Here is a 14197-nt window from a genome sequence, read left to right as displayed (position 1 = left end):
AACCGATCATGCCTAAGCCCACCAAGGGCCCCCGCCTCGGAGGCGGCCCCGCGCACGAGCGCCTGATGCTCGCCAACCTGGCTGCCGCGCTCTTCACGCACAAGAGCATCAAGACCACCGAGACCAAGGCGAAGCGCCTGCGTCCGCTGGCAGAGCGTCTCATCACGTTCGCCAAGCGCGGCGACCTGCACGCCCGCCGTCGCGTGCTCGCCACCATCCACGACAAGTCCGTGGTGCACGAGCTCTTCACCGAGATTGCTCCGCTCGTCGCCGAGCGCGAGGGCGGCTACACCCGCATCACCAAGCTGGGCTTCCGCAAGGGTGACAACGCCTCGATGGTGCAGATCGAGCTCGTTCTCGAGCCGGTCACCCCGAAGGTGAAGTCGACCAAGTCGAGCACCACCGCCGCCCCGAAGGCTGCCCCGGCCGCCGAGGAGGCTCCGGTGGAGGAGACCTCGACCGAGACCGAGGCCGCTGAGGCCGAGGTCGTCGAAGAGACCACGGCTGACGCCGAGGTCGCCGAGACCGAGACCACCTCCGAGGCCGAGGCCGAGAAGGCCTAGTCTTCTCACGGGTTCACAAAGGGCCCCGCATCCGATTCGGATGCGGGGCCCTTGGCTGTTCGACGCTCACCTCCCCCGGCGAATAGGCTGTCGGAATGGCTGAGAAGATCGCCGATCTGAAACCGGTGCGCGAGAGGATGCGGGCCCCGGCCACCCACACGCCCCGGCATCCGCTCATCGTCGAGTGGCGCCCTCTCACCGAAGGCGATCTCGAGGTCGCGCTCGCCCTCCAGCAGGCGATCGACGCGGCGGACCACCCGAACTACCTGACCACCCGCGAGGAGCTCGAGGAGGAGCTGACGTTCTCGTTCGTCGACCTCGAGCAGGATTCGCTGATCGCATTCACCGCGGACGGCCGCGCGGTCGCTGCGACCATCGTGGTGATGCCACCGCTGCAGGAGACCCTGGTGCGCTCGTTCCTGAACGGCGGCGTGCATCCCGAATTCCGTGGCCGGGGGATCGGACGCGAGCTGCTGGCGTGGCAGCAGACGCGTGCTCAACAGCAGCTCGCAGGCTCTGACAAGGCCCTGCCCGCCTGGATGCTCGCCTACGCCGACGAGCGCGCACCGCAGAACGTGCGCCTGCTGAAGCGTGCCGGGTTCGAAGTGGCCCGCTACTTCGTGGCGCTCGAACGGGAGCTGAGCGAACCCGTTCCGGAGGTGGAACCGGCCCAGGGCATCCGGATCGTGCCGTATTCACCCGAGCGGTCGGCGGCGACGCTCGCCGCCCGCACCGACTCGTTCCGCGACCATTGGGCCAGCCAGCCGCTGAGCGAGGAGCAGTGGACGTCGTGGCTCGCCGGATCCTTTCGACCGGACATCTCGTTCCTCGCCGTCACCGACGGTCCGAGCGGCGAGGAGGTCGTCGGCTTCGTGCTCTGCCAGGTGGTCGAGGACGACTGGGAGAGCCAAGGGTTCACCGGCGCCTACATCGGGATGGTCGGAACCACGCGGGCATGGCGAGGCAAGCGGATCGCGCCTGCGCTGCTCGGGCGCACACTGCAGGCCTGCGCCGACCTGGGCTGGGACAAGGTCACGCTCGACGTGGACGCCGAGAACCCGTCCGGGGCTTTCGGGCTCTACATGCGGATGGGCTTCACGCAGACCAACTCGGAGACCTGCCTGATCCGCGAGTTCTGAGGTCTGCCTAGAATTGTCTGCGTGACGAACGAGCCCAAGACCCGATTCCGGCTCGACATCGCCTACCAGGGCACGGACTTCAACGGCTGGGCGGTGCAGCCGGGCCTGCGAACGGTGCAGGGCGAGCTCGAGTCGGCCATCGCCACGATCTTCCGCCGCTACGGGGCGGTGCCCGCCCTGATCGTTGCCGGGCGAACCGATGCGGGGGTCCATGCCGTCGGCCAGGTCGCGCACGTCGACTTGACCGGACAGCAGGTCGCCGCGCTGCTCAAACCGAGAGGCAAGGCGGTGGTGACGGATGCGGCGACAGCGCTCGCACGTCGGATCAACGGCATCCTGGGTCCCGTCCCCGACATCGTTCTGACGGCGGTGACGCAGGCGCCGGAAGGCTTCGACGCACGATTCTCGGCGATGTGGCGCCGCTATGAGTACCGTGTCGCCGACAGCCTCTCGCTGCGCGATCCGCTCCAGCGGCATCGCACGTCGTGGTTGCCGACCGAATTGGATGTGGAGTCCATGGACGCCGCGGCGATGAGCCTGCTCGGACTCCACGACTTCGCCAGCTACTGCAAGCCCAGGGACGGCTCGACGACCATCCGGACCCTCCAAGGTTTCGGCTGGCGCCGCGACCCCGATGGTGTGCTCGTGGCGGACGTCAAGGCGGACGCGTTCTGCCACAGCATGGTGCGCGCTCTGGTCGGCGGCTGCGTGACCGTGGGGGAGGGCAAGCTGCGGGTGGAGGACCTGGTCACGCTCCGCGACGAACGCGCTCGCACCAGTGCGTTCCGGGTGATGCCCGCCCGCGGTCTCACTCTGATGCAGGTCGGCTATCCGGAGGACGTCGGGATGGCGATCCGTGCGGCACAGACCAGGGCGATGCGGTCGCTCTGAGCTCGGCCCTGGGCTCAGCCCTGAGGCGTCGAGGTCTCCGCCCCGCGAATCGCCCGCAGCACGCGGCGGGTGAAACGCTTCGTCCCTCGGATCGGGGTGCCGATTGCGAGCGCTCTCGCGCCCAGACCGCTCCGGTCGTCGGCACCGAGCGCGATCCTGCGTTCCCAGGAGCGGCGGAGCGCGCCGCCGCGGTTCCGTCGCACGACAGCGCGCCGGGGGAGCTCGCCACGATCCCGGAGTGCGATGAGCCCGGCCGCCCGCGCCGCCCAATCGTCGGATGACGCCGGGTGGAAGTAGTTGTCGTCCAGCAAACGCTAGGATCGCCGAGCGTCCGCGAGCTTGCCGAGCGGAGAATGCCAGGCGACTCGTGGGCGAACCGGACGAGACCGGGTTTGACGGCGGTCCGCCCGCTCGCGTACTATTGATCTTTGGTGTCCGCGCCCTGGTGGCGTGACACACGAACGTGAGCCCTCCGAAGGTTCGGTTTCCGTCTGATCAAGCCGGAAACCGTCATGGAGCGGGATTCACGAACACCTCCGTTCGATACAGAAAGCAGCCACTACTGTGACGCGCACTTACACCCCGAAGGCAGACGAGATCCAGCGCGACTGGGTCGTCATCGACGCGACTGACGTCGTGCTCGGCCGTCTCGCCAGCCACACCGCCGCTCTCCTCCGTGGAAAGCACAAGCCGACGTTCGCTCCGCACATGGACAGCGGCGACTTCGTCATCATCGTGAACGCCGACAAGGTCGCCCTCACCGGCGCCAAGGCGGCTCAGAAGAAGGCCTACCGTCACTCCGGTTACCCGGGTGGCCTCTCGGCCGTGACCTACGCGGAACTCCTCGAGAAGAACCCGATCCGCGCTGTGGAGAAGGCCGTCCGCGGCATGCTCCCCAAGAACTCGATCGGCCGCGCCCAGCTCCGCAAGCTGAAGGTCTACACCGGCAGCGAGCACCCGCACGCCGCCCAGCAGCCGAAGCCGTACACCCTCGGCCAGGTCGCTCAGTAGCGACCAACAGACCCTTCAGACTTAGAGACAAAGGATTATCACCATCGTGGCGAAGATCGCAGACAGCATCGAGTCGGCTCCGGCCGACAACGTCGAGTCCTACTCGACCGAGACCCCGGCAGGCGAGGCCCCCCAGGCCCAGCGTCCCGTCCTCACCGTTCCCGGTGCGGCCGTCGGCCGCCGCAAGGAGGCCATCGCCCGCGCGCGCCTGGTTCCCGGCTCCGGCACCATCACGGTCAACGGCCGTGAGTTCGCCGACTACTTCCCGAACAAGCTGCACCAGCAGCTGATCACGGACCCGTTCAAGGTTCTCGACCTCATCGGCGGCTACGACGTCGTCGCCCGCATCACCGGCGGCGGCCCCTCGGGTCAGGCCGGCGCTCTGCGCCTGGCGATCGCTCGTGCGCTCAACGAGATCGACCGCGAGAACAACCGTGCCATCCTGAAGAAGGCCGGCTTCCTCACTCGTGACGCTCGCGTCATCGAGCGCAAGAAGGCCGGTCTCAAGAAGGCCCGTAAGGCGTCGCAGTTCTCCAAGCGCTAAGCGTTTCGAGCGCTTAGGCTTCGGATTCATGCCACGCCTTTTCGGAACCGACGGAGTCCGCGGACTCGCGAACGGTAGCCTCACAGCCGACCTCGCGCTCGGCCTTGCTCAGGCAGCTGCTGCTGTCCTGACGCAAGGCCGCAGCGCGGAGGCGCGGCGTGCCGCCGGCAGACGACCGGTCGCCATCGTCGCCCGCGACCCTCGTGTCTCGGGCGAATTCATCTCCGCCGCTGTCGCGGCGGGCCTCGCCAGCTCGGGCATCGACGTGCTCGACGCCGGCGTCATCCCCACCCCTGCGGCGGCGTTCCTGATCGCCGACATCGACGCCGACTTCGGCGTCATGGTGTCCGCGTCGCACAATCCGGCTCCCGACAACGGGATCAAGATCTTCGCCCGGGGCGGCACCAAGCTTCCGGATGTGGTCGAGGACCGCATCGAGGAACACCTCTCGCTGGAGAAGCTCGCGCCCACCGGCGCCGCTGTCGGACGCATCCGCCGCTTCGCGGACGCCGAAGACCGCTACGTCGTGCACCTGCTCGCGAGCCTCCCGCACCGCCTCGACGGCATCCATGTCGTGCTCGACTGCGCCCACGGCGCGGCGGCCGGCGTCTCGCCCGAGGTCTTCACGGATGCGGGCGCCCGCGTCACCGTCATCGGCGATTCGCCCGACGGCATGAACATCAACGACGGTGTGGGCTCCACGCACCTCGACAACCTCGCCAAGGCGGTCCTCGCCGCCGGCGCCGATGTCGGCATCGCGCACGACGGCGACGCCGACCGCTGCCTGGCCATCGACGCCAACGGCAACGTCGTCGACGGCGACCAGATCATGGCGATCCTCGCGCTCGGCATGGCGGAGCGCGGGAAGCTGCGCGACAACACTCTCGTGGCGACCGTGATGAGCAACCTCGGTCTCAAGCTCGCGATGCGCGAGCACGGCATCCGGGTGGTGGAGACCTCGGTCGGCGACCGTTATGTGCTCGAGGAGATGAACGAGCACGACTTCTCCCTCGGCGGCGAGCAGTCGGGCCACGTGATCATGCGCGAGTTCGCGACGACGGGCGACGGAATCCTCACCGGACTCCACCTGCTCAGCGAGATGGCGCGCCAGCGCAAGTCGCTGGCCGAACTCGCCCAGGCGATGACGGTGTACCCGCAGGTGATGGTGAACGTCAAGAACGTCGACCACCACGCGGTGCACACCGATGAGCCGCTGCAGGAGGCCGTGCGGGCTGTGGCGGAGACCCTCGGGGACTCCGGCCGCGTGCTCCTGCGTCCGTCGGGCACCGAGCCGCTGGTCCGCGTGATGGTGGAGGCTGCGGATCAGTACACCGCCGAGCGCCTCGCGCACGAGCTCGCCGACGTGGTGCGCGAACGCCTGGGCCTCTGACCGGATCCCGCCGGGATCGTCAGCGCGTCTTCGGACGCGCCGGCTTCTCGCCCGACTTCTCCGCGGCCTTCTGCGCTGCGACGAAGTCGGCGACCGAGAAGGCGTGCTCGCGATCTGGCAGCATGTCGCCGCCGTAGAGCCCGGCGAGCAGCTCGGCCGGGTCGACGTTGAGAGCGGTGGCCAGGCGCACGATCGTGTGCAACTCCGAGTTCGCCTCGCCGCGCTCGACCCGCCCGTAGTTCGTCACGTGCATGTCGGCGAGGTGCGCGATGGTCTCCTGGCTCATCCCGAGCGCCACCCGCGCCTCGCGGACGCGCGCGCCGAAGAGCTCGGCAGCACGGGAACGGGGAGCGGGCATACCTCATGACTACGGCACCCTGGTGCAACAGACCAGAGTCGTGACACCTGTGGTCTAACGACCCCAGGTGCAGGAGTCAGAGCTTGCGCAACAGGACTGAGCTCACCGTGTGGTCGGCGTCCTTTCGCAGCACCAGCTTGGCGCGCGAGCGGGTGGGCCGGATGTTCTGCGTGAGGTTGGGCTCGTTGATGCTCGTCCAGATGCCGGCGGCGCGCTCACGGGCCTGCTCGTCGGTGAGCGAGGCGTAGCGGTGGAAGTACGACTTCGGGTTGGCGAAGGCTCCGCGCTGCAGCTTGAGGAAGCGCTCCTCGTACCAGCGCGCGATGTCGCGCGTGCGAGCATCCACGTAGACGCTGAAGTCGAAGAGGTCGCTCACGGCCAGCCGGTTGCCGCCACCGGCCGGCTGCAGCACGTTGAGGCCCTCGACGATGAGCACATCGGGGCGCCGGACGACGATCTCGGCATCCGGGACGATGTCGTAGCTGAGGTGCGAATAGAACGGCGCGCGCACCTCGGCCGCGCCGCTCTTCACCGCGGTCACGAAGCGGAGCAGCGCGCGGCGATCGTAGGACTCCGGGAATCCCTTGCGTTCCATCAGGCCGCGGCGCTGCAGTTCGGCGTTGGGGAGGAGGAAGCCGTCGGTCGTGACCAGTTCGACGCGGGGCGTGTCGTCCCAGCGGGAGAGGAGCTCGCGCAGCAGGCGGGCGATGGTCGACTTGCCGACCGCCACCGAACCGGCGACGCCGATCACGAACGGTGTGCTGGCCGACCGCTCGCCGAGGAACTCGCTGGTGACGCGATGCAGCTGCTTGGCGCCGCCGACATAGAGGTTGAGCAGCCGGCTCAAGGGCAGGTACACCTCTTCGACCTCGCGCATGTCGAGGGGATCGCCGAGGCCGCGGAGCTGCACGATCTCGGTCTCTTTGAGGGGTAGACGGGTGCTCTGGGCGAGCTCTGCCCAGTCGGCGCGGCCGAGTTCGACGAACGGGGACGAATCGCCATTCCCTGTGGATCCGCCTTGTGCTGCGCCGTTCACCGCCATAGGCGACAAGTCTAGGGTGTGCGCCCAGGCTAAAATCGGGTGCATGTGTGGAATCGTCGGGTACGTCGGTACTGATAAGAGCCTCGAGGTACTCCTCGGCGGACTGAAGCGTTTGGAGTACCGCGGATACGACTCCGCCGGTATCGCGGTCATCGCGCCCGATGGCGCCCTGAACACCGCGAAGAAGGCCGGGAAGCTCTCGGTGCTGGTCGACGACCTGAACGAGCACCCCATCCCGAACGGCGGAACGGGCATCGGGCACACCCGGTGGGCGACCCACGGCGGCCCGACCGACCGCAACGCGCACCCGCACCTGGGAGACGAAGGCCGGCTGGCCGTCATCCACAACGGCATCATCGAGAACTTCGCGACCCTGAAAGACGAGCTGCTCGACGAGGGGTTCGCTTTCGAGTCCGAGACGGACACCGAGGTCGCCGCGGCGCTCCTCGGCCGCGAGTACCGCACGACGGGCGACCTCAACGAGGCGTTCCGCCGGGTCGTGTCGCGTCTCGAGGGCGCCTTCACCCTCCTCGCCCTGCACCAGGACTCGCCGCACGTCGTCGTCGGCGCCCGCCGCAACTCGCCGCTCGTGATCGGGCTGGGCGACGGCGAGAACTTCCTGGGCTCCGACGTCGCCGCGTTCGTCGAGCACACCCGCAACGCCGTCGCCATCGGCCAGGACCAGATCGTCACCATCACGCCCGACAGCGTCACGGTCACCGACTTCGCCGGCAACCCGGTCGAGGTCGAGCCGTTCGAGGTGGCCTGGGACGCGTCCGCCGCCGAGAAGGGCGGCTGGTCCAGCTTCATGGCGAAGGAGATCGCCGAAGAGCCGGATGCCGTGGCCAACACCCTGCGAGGCCGCCTCGTCGACGGCGCCGTGCACATCCCGGAGCTCGAAGCGCTCGGCGATGACGTGCTCGCCTCCATCGACCGCATCACGATCATCGCGTGCGGCACCGCGGCTTACGCCGGCATGGTCGGCTCGTACGCCATCGAGAAGTGGTCGCGCGTTCCCGTCTCGGTTGAGCTCAGCCACGAGTTCCGCTACCGCGAGCCGGTCATCACCGACCGCACCCTCGTCATCTCGATCAGCCAGTCCGGCGAGACCATGGACACACTGATGGCCGTCAAGTACGCCCGCGAGGCAGGGGCCAAGGCCCTCTCGGTGTGCAACACGCAGGGTGCGACCATCCCGCGCGAATCCGATGCCGCTCTCTACACGCACGCGGGCCCCGAGGTCGCGGTCGCGTCGACCAAGGCCTTCGTCGCGCAGATCACGGCGCTCTACCTGTTCGGCCTCCACCTGTCCCGGGTGCGCGGCACGCTCAGCGACGCCGCGCAGCGCGACGCGATCGCAGAGCTCGCCGCCGTGCCCGACAAGATCGCCACCGTGCTCGAGTCGCACGACACCATCGCGCAGCTCGCCCGCTGGATGTCCGACACGCGTTCCGTGCTGTTCCTCGGCCGCCACGTCGGCTACCCGATCGCCCTCGAAGGCGCGCTCAAGCTCAAGGAGCTCGCCTACATCCACGCCGAGGGCTTCGCGGCCGGCGAGCTCAAGCACGGCCCCATCGCTCTGATCGAGCCGGGCCAGCCGGTGTTCGTCGTCGTGCCCAGCCCGCGCTGGTCCGACGAGATGCACAAGAAGGTCGTCTCCAACATCCAGGAGATCCGTGCCCGCGGCGCCCGGGTGATCGCGATCGCCGAGGCCGGCGACGCCTCGGTGCTTCCGTTCGCCGACGAGGTCATCCGCATCCCGCTCGCCGAGCCGCTGTTCGAGCCGCTGCTCGCCGTCGTGCCGCTGCAGATCTTCGCCATGGAGCTCTCCGCGGCCAAGGGTCTCGACGTCGACCAGCCTCGCAACCTGGCCAAGTCGGTCACGGTCGAATAGCGCGGTGCAGCTGTGATCGCCGGTATCGGGGTCGATGTCGTCGACCTGCAGAGGTTCACCCGGGCGGTCGAGCGCACGCCGCGCCTGCGCGAGCGACTGTTCGCGGAGGCCGAACGTGCCCTGCCGGTGCACTCTCTGGCGGCGCGTTTCGCCGCCAAGGAGGCCCTCATCAAGGCGCTCGGCGGATCCGAGGGCGTGCGCTGGCACGATATGGAGATCGTCGCCGACGAGGAGCGCAACCCCGGCTTCCTGCTGCACAACGTGGTCGAACGCGACGTGCGGGAGCGCGGCATCACGCGCATCCACGTGTCGATGAGCCATGACGCCGGAGTCGCGATGGCGTTCGTGGTGACCGAGAAGGACGAACGTGCCTGAGACCCCCGAGTTCCGCGAGGCAGTGATCGATCTGGGCGCGCTGACCGCGAACGTGGAGCACCTCCGCGACGTGATCGGCACCGAGCACGTGATGGCCGTCGTCAAGGCCAACGCCTACGGGCACGGCGCGGTCGAATGCGCTCGTGCCGCACTGGCGGGCGGCGCCGACTGGCTCGGAGTCGCGGACGTGAGCGAAGCACTGCAGCTGCGCGACGCCGGCATCGACGCGCCCGTGCTGGCCTGGCTGCACGATCCGGATGCCGACTTCCGTCCTGCGATCGAGGCCGGCGTCGACCTCGGGGTGTCGTCGGTGACGCAGCTCGACGCTGTTGCCGTGGCGCGACGCGCTCTCGTCGAAGCGGGCCGGCTGCACGGTCAGGCCTTCGTGCAACTCAAGCTGGAGACCGGCCTCAGCCGCAACGGCATCTCCGAGCCCGACTGGGCGGCCGCGTTCGCCCGCGCCCGGGAGCTCGAGCGGGCCGGGGAGATCGTGGTGCGCGGCGTGTTCAGCCATGTCTCGAACGCCTCGCCCGACGACGACGCCGAGGCGGTCGCCGTCTTCACCCGCGGTCTCGCCGAAGCGGAGGCCGCGGGCCTCACCCCGGAGTTGCGGCACCTCGCGGCGTCGGCGGCCGCGCTGAGCATCCCGGATGCCCGTTTCAACCTGGTCCGGCTCGGCATCAGCATCTACGGACTGTCGCCGTTCGCCGGTCGCACCAGCGCCGAGCTCGGACTCTCCCCAGTCATGACGCTGCGCGGTCGGGTGGCGGCCGTGCGCCGGGTTCCCGGCGGCACCGGGGTCTCGTACGACTACACGTATCGCACGAAGGGCGAGTCGACGCTCGCGCTGGTCCCGCTCGGGTACGCCGAGGGCATCCCGCGTCACGCCTCCAGCCGTGCGACCGTGTCGATCCGCGGTGAGCGGTTCCGGATCAGCGGGCGCGTCGCGATGGACCAGTTCGTCATCGACGTGGACGACCACGACGTTCAGGTGGGCGACGAGGTCGTGCTGTTCGGCGACCCGTCGACCGGCGTGCCGTCAGCGGACGACTGGGCGGAGGCCGCCGGCACCATCAACTACGAGATCGTGACCAGGATCGGCGCTCGCGTGCGCCGCACGTTCGTGGGACGGCCGTGACCGGCTACCTCTGGCCGCCGGCCTCGCGCGTCGTGCCCACCTCCGCGGAGATGCACACGCTCGGCATCGAGCTCGCCGCGATCCTCCGCCCGGGCGACCTGGTGGTGCTGAGCGGCCCGCTCGGCGCCGGCAAGACGACGCTGACGCGCGGGATCGGCGACGGCCTCCAGGTGCGCGGGCCGGTGACCAGCCCGACCTTCGTCCTCGCCCGCACGCACCCGAGCCTGGTCGGTGGCGCCCCTTTGGTGCACGTCGACGCGTACCGGCTCGGCAGCGCTCTCGAGCTCGACGACCTCGACATCGACTTCGTGCGATCGATCGTCGTGGTCGAGTGGGGGAGCGGGATGCTCGAGGGCGTCGCCGAGTCGTGGCTGGAGGTCGACATCGTCCGGCCCACCGGAGCCGCCGGCGCCGGCGCTGCCGCGGTTCCGGACGCCGACCTGCCCGGTGGCGAGGCGCCCCCGCGCGCCGACGACGACGATCCGGCCGAAGACGCCGACATCGAAGACGCGAGCGACGACGAACTCGACGCCGACGAGCCCCGGCAGGTCACCGTGACCGGCTACGGTCCGCGCTGGAAGCCCGCCGCGCGCCCCTAGCCCTCCCGGCCGTCCCGTCCCCGTCCCGCCCCCGTTCCCGTCCCAACGGCCGCCGTTTGCCACTAGCTGTCGCCAACACGCCCGGGATGACGACGACAAGTGGCGAACGACGCACACCACCCGGCGCACACGCACAGCACCGGCCGAGCGGCCCGCTCGCTTAGGCTGGAACCATGCTTCTCGCGATCGACACGTCCGCCGGCACCAGCGTCGCCGTCGTCGACCGCGACGGGGGAGTGCTCGCCGAGCGGTCGCAGTCCGACACGATGCGGCACGCCGAAGTGATCGGCGATCTCATTCAGGCCGTGCTGCGCGAATCCGGGGTGGCGGTGTCGTCGCTCTCCGGGGTGGCCGCCGGAATGGGACCGGGCCCGTTCACCGGGCTGCGCGTCGGAATCGCTGCCGCCAAGGCCTTCGCCTTCGGGGCACGAAAGCCCCTCGTTCCCGTGGTCAGTCACGACGCCGTGGCGTTCGAGCGCTACGGCGCCGGTCACGAGGGCGGGCTTCTGGTGGTGACGGATGCACGCCGCCGCGAGCTCTACTGGACGGCCTACGTGGGTGTCGACGAGGCTGGCCTGCCGATCCGCGAAGACGGCCCCGGGCTCAGCAGACCCGACGCTCTGCCGCATCCGGCCCTGCACCGGTTCGACGCCCAGGTCGTCTCCGCCGGCGCCCTCGGGATGCTCGCCGAGCAGCTCTACGCGAACGGCCGCCGGTTCGCGGCCGACGAACCCCTGTACCTCCGCTCTCCCGACGTCACGCTCTCGAACGGCCCGAAGCGGGTGAGCGCGTGACCGCCTGGCAGCTCCGGCGGGCCACCCGCGACGACGTCTCGGCGATCATGGAGCTCGAGCGGGCGACCTTCACCACCGATGCCTGGTCCGAGCGATCGATGCGGTCGGAGGTGGGCAGCGAGCACACCTACTATCTGGTGGCGTTCGAGCCCGAGCATCCGGAGCGCATCGACGGCTACGCCGGACTGCTGGCCCCCGACGGCGCCGCCGAAGGCGACATCCAGACCATCGCGGTCGCACCGGATGCACGCAGGCACGGGCTGGGCCGCACCCTGATGCTCGCCCTGGTCGGCGAGGCGCGCAAGCGCGGTGCACGCGAGGTCTTCCTCGAGGTGAGGGCCGACAACCCCGGCGCCCAGACGCTCTACCGGTCGCTCGGATTCGAGCAGATCGGCGTGCGCCCGCGCTACTACCAGCCCGACGACGTGGACGCGATCGTGATGCGCCTCACCGTCCCGACCCCGGAGACGACCATCGCATGAACCGCGAGAACCCTCTCGTCCTCGGCATCGAGACCTCCTGCGACGAGACCGGCATCGGGATCGTCCGGGGAACGACCCTGCTGTCGAACACCATCGCCTCGTCGATGGACGAGCATGCGCGTTACGGCGGTGTGGTGCCCGAAGTGGCGGCGCGGGCGCACCTGGAGGCGCTCACACCCACGCTGCGCACCGCCGTCGCCGACGCGGGCATCGACCTCGCCGACGTCGACGCGGTGGCGGTGACCAGCGGACCGGGACTGTCGGGGGCGCTGATGGTCGGCGTCGGCGCGGCGAAGGCGCTCGCCCTCTCGATCGGCAAGCCGATCTACGCGGTGAATCACCTCGTCGGCCACGTCGGCGCCGATCTGCTCGACGCGGCCGGCGGCCCCGGGCATCCGGTCGAGCTGCCCACGATCGCCCTGCTCGTCTCGGGCGGCCACACGTCGCTGCTGCTGGTGCGCGACCTCGTCACCGATGTCGAGCTGCTCGGGGAGACCATCGACGACGCCGCCGGCGAGGCCTTCGACAAGGTGGCGCGGGTCCTCGGCCTGCCCTACCCCGGCGGCCCGCAGATCGACCGCGTCGCGGCCGGCGGCGACCCCAAGGCCATCCGTTTCCCGCGTGGCCTCACGAAGCCCAAAGACCTCGAAGCGCACCGCTACGACTTCTCGTTCTCCGGGCTGAAGACCGCGGTCGCCCGATGGGTCGAGCAGCGCCAGGATGCGGGGGAGCCTGTGCCCGTCGCCGACGTCGCCGCGAGCTTCCGTGAGGCGGTCGTCGACGTGCTGCTGACCAAGGCGCTCGCCGCCTGCCGCGACTACGGGGTTCCGCGGCTGCTGCTCGGCGGCGGCGTGGTGGCGAACGCTCGTGTGCGCGAGGTGGCCGCAGAACGGACGGCCGCCGCGGGAGTCGCGCTGCGCATCCCGGCCCTGTCGTTGTGCACCGACAACGGGGCGATGATCGCAGCGCTCGGAGCCCAGCTCATCATGGCCGGCCGCGAGCCGAGCGAGCTCTCGTTCGGGGCTGATTCGACGCTGCCGGTCACGGAGATCCAGGTCGCTCGCTGACACGTCGTACCAGGGTCCCCAATTGGAGTGACGACCGGTTCCGGATGCCCTCAGCGCCGTAGTCTGGAGGCACAGCGCGCGTCGGGGGAGTCCGTTGACACCCTTGGGGCCGCCTGCCACTATGGCTGCGATACAGCTACTTCTCAGAATTCTAAGGAGATTGGCCCCATGACCGATCCGAACGTGCCCGCCGAGCCGACGGAACCCGACGCCCAGAACGGCGCCGTTCCGCCCGCTCCTGCGGATGACACCACCGGCGCCGTTCCGCCCGCGCCCGCGGCGTCGGGACCCGCTGCCCCGGGCGCCCCGGCCGACGGTGCTCCCGCCGCCCCGGTCCCGCCTGCTCCGCCCGCTCCGCCCGCTCCGCCTGTCGCGCCCGGCTACTACGGCCAGCAGCCCGGCTACGGTCAGCCGCCCGCCGCCCCGGCCTACGGTCAGCAGCAGCCGTACGGGCAGCAGCCGTACGGCCAGCAGCCCTACGGCCAGCAGCCGCCGTATGGTCAGCAGCAGCCCTACGGCGCGCCGGCCTACGGTCAGCCGGCCCCCGGCTACGCGCAGCCCTACGCTCCCCAGGCCAAGTCGCCGATCCTGAGCATCCTGTCGATGGTCGGCGGCATCATCGGCATCGTCCTCGGCTGGGTCTACGGCCTCGGTTTCCCCTTCGGCGTGGCCGCCGTGATCCTGGGCTTCATCGGCCGCAAGAAGGAGCCGGCGGCCAAGGGCTTCTGGCTCACCGGCATCATCACCGGTTTCGTCAGCATCGTCATCGCGCTGGTCGTCTGGGCGGTTCTGATCGTCGCGCTGATCGCGCTGTCGGCGTACCGCACGAACCTCCAGTACTGATTCGGGGACTCGTCCTCGAACGCAGGCCGGCCGGCGCTCAGCGCCGGCCGGCTTCTGCTGTTCCAGG

The 14197-nt window shown here is 69.8% G+C and carries 17 protein-coding genes; 14 read left to right on the top strand and 3 right to left on the bottom strand.

From position 1 onward, the window contains the following. Positions 1-8 precede the first annotated feature (8 nt). The 3 genes from rplQ (at position 9) to truA (ending at position 2593) form a co-directional block, all read left to right on the top strand. Positions 9-563, top strand: a complete 555-nt coding sequence (rplQ, locus tag ACFVV5_RS11270; RefSeq protein WP_387243498.1) for a 50S ribosomal protein L17 — start codon at positions 9-11, stop codon at positions 561-563. 95 nt (positions 564-658) lie between these two features. Continuing rightward, the gene (locus tag ACFVV5_RS11265) at positions 659-1702 is read left to right on the top strand and encodes a GNAT family N-acetyltransferase (RefSeq protein ID WP_387243495.1); all 1044 of its coding nucleotides are present in this window, start codon (positions 659-661) and stop codon (positions 1700-1702) included. A 21-nt stretch (positions 1703-1723) separates the two neighbouring features. Beyond that, on the top strand, positions 1724-2593 hold the full coding sequence (gene truA, locus ACFVV5_RS11260) for a tRNA pseudouridine(38-40) synthase TruA (RefSeq protein WP_387243492.1): 870 nt from the start codon (positions 1724-1726) through the stop codon (positions 2591-2593). 14 nt (positions 2594-2607) lie between these two features. Here the strand turns inward: truA and ACFVV5_RS11255 are convergent, their stop codons facing one another. Continuing rightward, on the bottom strand, positions 2608-2904 hold the full coding sequence (locus ACFVV5_RS11255; protein WP_387243488.1) for a hypothetical protein: 297 nt from the start codon (positions 2902-2904) through the stop codon (positions 2608-2610). 253 nt (positions 2905-3157) lie between these two features. Between ACFVV5_RS11255 and rplM the strand changes: the two genes are divergently transcribed. The 3 genes from rplM to glmM are packed head-to-tail and all read left to right on the top strand — an operon-like array spanning position 3158 to position 5538. Further along, the gene (gene rplM / locus ACFVV5_RS11250; RefSeq protein WP_387243485.1) at positions 3158-3604 is read left to right on the top strand and encodes a 50S ribosomal protein L13; all 447 of its coding nucleotides are present in this window, start codon (positions 3158-3160) and stop codon (positions 3602-3604) included. Between the two features lie 46 nt (positions 3605-3650). Continuing rightward, complete coding sequence (gene rpsI, locus ACFVV5_RS11245) at positions 3651-4148, top strand: 30S ribosomal protein S9 (protein WP_387243482.1); 498 nt, start codon at positions 3651-3653, stop codon at positions 4146-4148. 28 nt (positions 4149-4176) lie between these two features. Further along, positions 4177-5538: a phosphoglucosamine mutase gene (glmM, locus tag ACFVV5_RS11240; RefSeq protein ID WP_387243479.1), complete on the top strand. Its 1362-nt coding sequence runs from the start codon at positions 4177-4179 to the stop codon at positions 5536-5538. Positions 5539-5557: 19 nt separating this feature from the next. Here the strand turns inward: glmM and ACFVV5_RS11235 are convergent, their stop codons facing one another. Together ACFVV5_RS11235 and coaA are read right to left on the bottom strand one after the other, a co-directional pair. Continuing rightward, on the bottom strand, positions 5558-5896 hold the full coding sequence (locus ACFVV5_RS11235) for a helix-turn-helix domain-containing protein (RefSeq protein ID WP_387243476.1): 339 nt from the start codon (positions 5894-5896) through the stop codon (positions 5558-5560). A 76-nt stretch (positions 5897-5972) separates the two neighbouring features. Further along, on the bottom strand, positions 5973-6938 hold the full coding sequence (gene coaA, locus ACFVV5_RS11230) for a type I pantothenate kinase (protein ID WP_387243473.1): 966 nt from the start codon (positions 6936-6938) through the stop codon (positions 5973-5975). A 43-nt stretch (positions 6939-6981) separates the two neighbouring features. Between coaA and glmS the strand changes: the two genes are divergently transcribed. The 8 genes from glmS (at position 6982) to ACFVV5_RS11190 (ending at position 14130) form a co-directional block, all read left to right on the top strand. Further along, positions 6982-8832, top strand: a complete 1851-nt coding sequence (gene glmS / locus ACFVV5_RS11225) for a glutamine--fructose-6-phosphate transaminase (isomerizing) (protein ID WP_387243470.1) — start codon at positions 6982-6984, stop codon at positions 8830-8832. A gap of 12 nt (positions 8833-8844) precedes the next feature. Further along, on the top strand, positions 8845-9207 hold the full coding sequence (locus ACFVV5_RS11220; RefSeq protein ID WP_387243467.1) for a holo-ACP synthase: 363 nt from the start codon (positions 8845-8847) through the stop codon (positions 9205-9207). Then, the gene (alr, locus tag ACFVV5_RS11215; protein WP_387243464.1) at positions 9200-10345 is read left to right on the top strand and encodes an alanine racemase; all 1146 of its coding nucleotides are present in this window, start codon (positions 9200-9202) and stop codon (positions 10343-10345) included. Before ACFVV5_RS11220 ends, alr begins: the two co-directional genes overlap by 8 nt. Positions 10346-10395: 50 nt before the next feature. Then, positions 10396-10944, top strand: coding sequence for a tRNA (adenosine(37)-N6)-threonylcarbamoyltransferase complex ATPase subunit type 1 TsaE (gene tsaE, locus ACFVV5_RS11210; protein WP_387244140.1), 549 nt, complete (start codon positions 10396-10398; stop codon positions 10942-10944). Positions 10945-11117: 173 nt separating this feature from the next. Continuing rightward, complete coding sequence (gene tsaB / locus ACFVV5_RS11205; protein ID WP_387243462.1) at positions 11118-11738, top strand: tRNA (adenosine(37)-N6)-threonylcarbamoyltransferase complex dimerization subunit type 1 TsaB; 621 nt, start codon at positions 11118-11120, stop codon at positions 11736-11738. A 47-nt stretch (positions 11739-11785) separates the two neighbouring features. Next, a complete protein-coding gene (rimI, locus tag ACFVV5_RS11200) occupies positions 11786-12220 on the top strand; it encodes a ribosomal protein S18-alanine N-acetyltransferase (protein ID WP_387244136.1) in 435 nt (144 codons plus the stop codon). Continuing rightward, positions 12217-13287, top strand: a complete 1071-nt coding sequence (gene tsaD / locus ACFVV5_RS11195) for a tRNA (adenosine(37)-N6)-threonylcarbamoyltransferase complex transferase subunit TsaD (protein ID WP_387243458.1) — start codon at positions 12217-12219, stop codon at positions 13285-13287. The genes rimI and tsaD overlap by 4 nt, the downstream gene beginning before the upstream one ends. 168 nt (positions 13288-13455) lie before the next feature. After that, on the top strand, positions 13456-14130 hold the full coding sequence (locus tag ACFVV5_RS11190) for a DUF4190 domain-containing protein (RefSeq protein WP_387243455.1): 675 nt from the start codon (positions 13456-13458) through the stop codon (positions 14128-14130). Positions 14131-14197: the final 67 nt, after the last annotated feature.

Source organism: Leifsonia sp. NPDC058248, assembly GCF_042881905.1.
In the GTDB taxonomy this organism is placed as follows: domain Bacteria; phylum Actinomycetota; class Actinomycetes; order Actinomycetales; family Microbacteriaceae; genus Leifsonia.
The sequence above is the reverse complement of the archived record's forward strand: the minus strand, read 5'-3'. Positions and strand labels throughout refer to the sequence as shown.

Bases quoted from the DNA above. Each gene is read 5' to 3' on its own strand.
- rplQ (WP_387243498.1), top strand. From the start codon at position 9: ATGCCTAAGCCCACCAAGGGCCCCCGCCTCGGAGGCGGCCCCGCGCAC.
- ACFVV5_RS11265 (WP_387243495.1), top strand. From the start codon at position 659: ATGGCTGAGAAGATCGCCGATCTGAAACCGGTGCGCGAGAGGATGCGG.
- glmM (WP_387243479.1), top strand. From the start codon at position 4,177: ATGCCACGCCTTTTCGGAACCGACGGAGTCCGCGGACTCGCGAACGGT.
- ACFVV5_RS11235 (WP_387243476.1), bottom strand. From the start codon at position 5,896: ATGCCCGCTCCCCGTTCCCGTGCTGCCGAGCTCTTCGGCGCGCGCGTC.
- coaA (WP_387243473.1), bottom strand. From the start codon at position 6,938: ATGGCGGTGAACGGCGCAGCACAAGGCGGATCCACAGGGAATGGCGAT.
- glmS (WP_387243470.1), top strand. From the start codon at position 6,982: ATGTGTGGAATCGTCGGGTACGTCGGTACTGATAAGAGCCTCGAGGTA.
- tsaE (WP_387244140.1), top strand. From the start codon at position 10,396: ATGCACACGCTCGGCATCGAGCTCGCCGCGATCCTCCGCCCGGGCGAC.
- tsaB (WP_387243462.1), top strand. From the start codon at position 11,118: ATGCTTCTCGCGATCGACACGTCCGCCGGCACCAGCGTCGCCGTCGTC.
- rimI (WP_387244136.1), top strand. From the start codon at position 11,786: ATGGAGCTCGAGCGGGCGACCTTCACCACCGATGCCTGGTCCGAGCGA.
- tsaD (WP_387243458.1), top strand. From the start codon at position 12,217: ATGAACCGCGAGAACCCTCTCGTCCTCGGCATCGAGACCTCCTGCGAC.
- ACFVV5_RS11190 (WP_387243455.1), top strand. From the start codon at position 13,456: ATGACCGATCCGAACGTGCCCGCCGAGCCGACGGAACCCGACGCCCAG.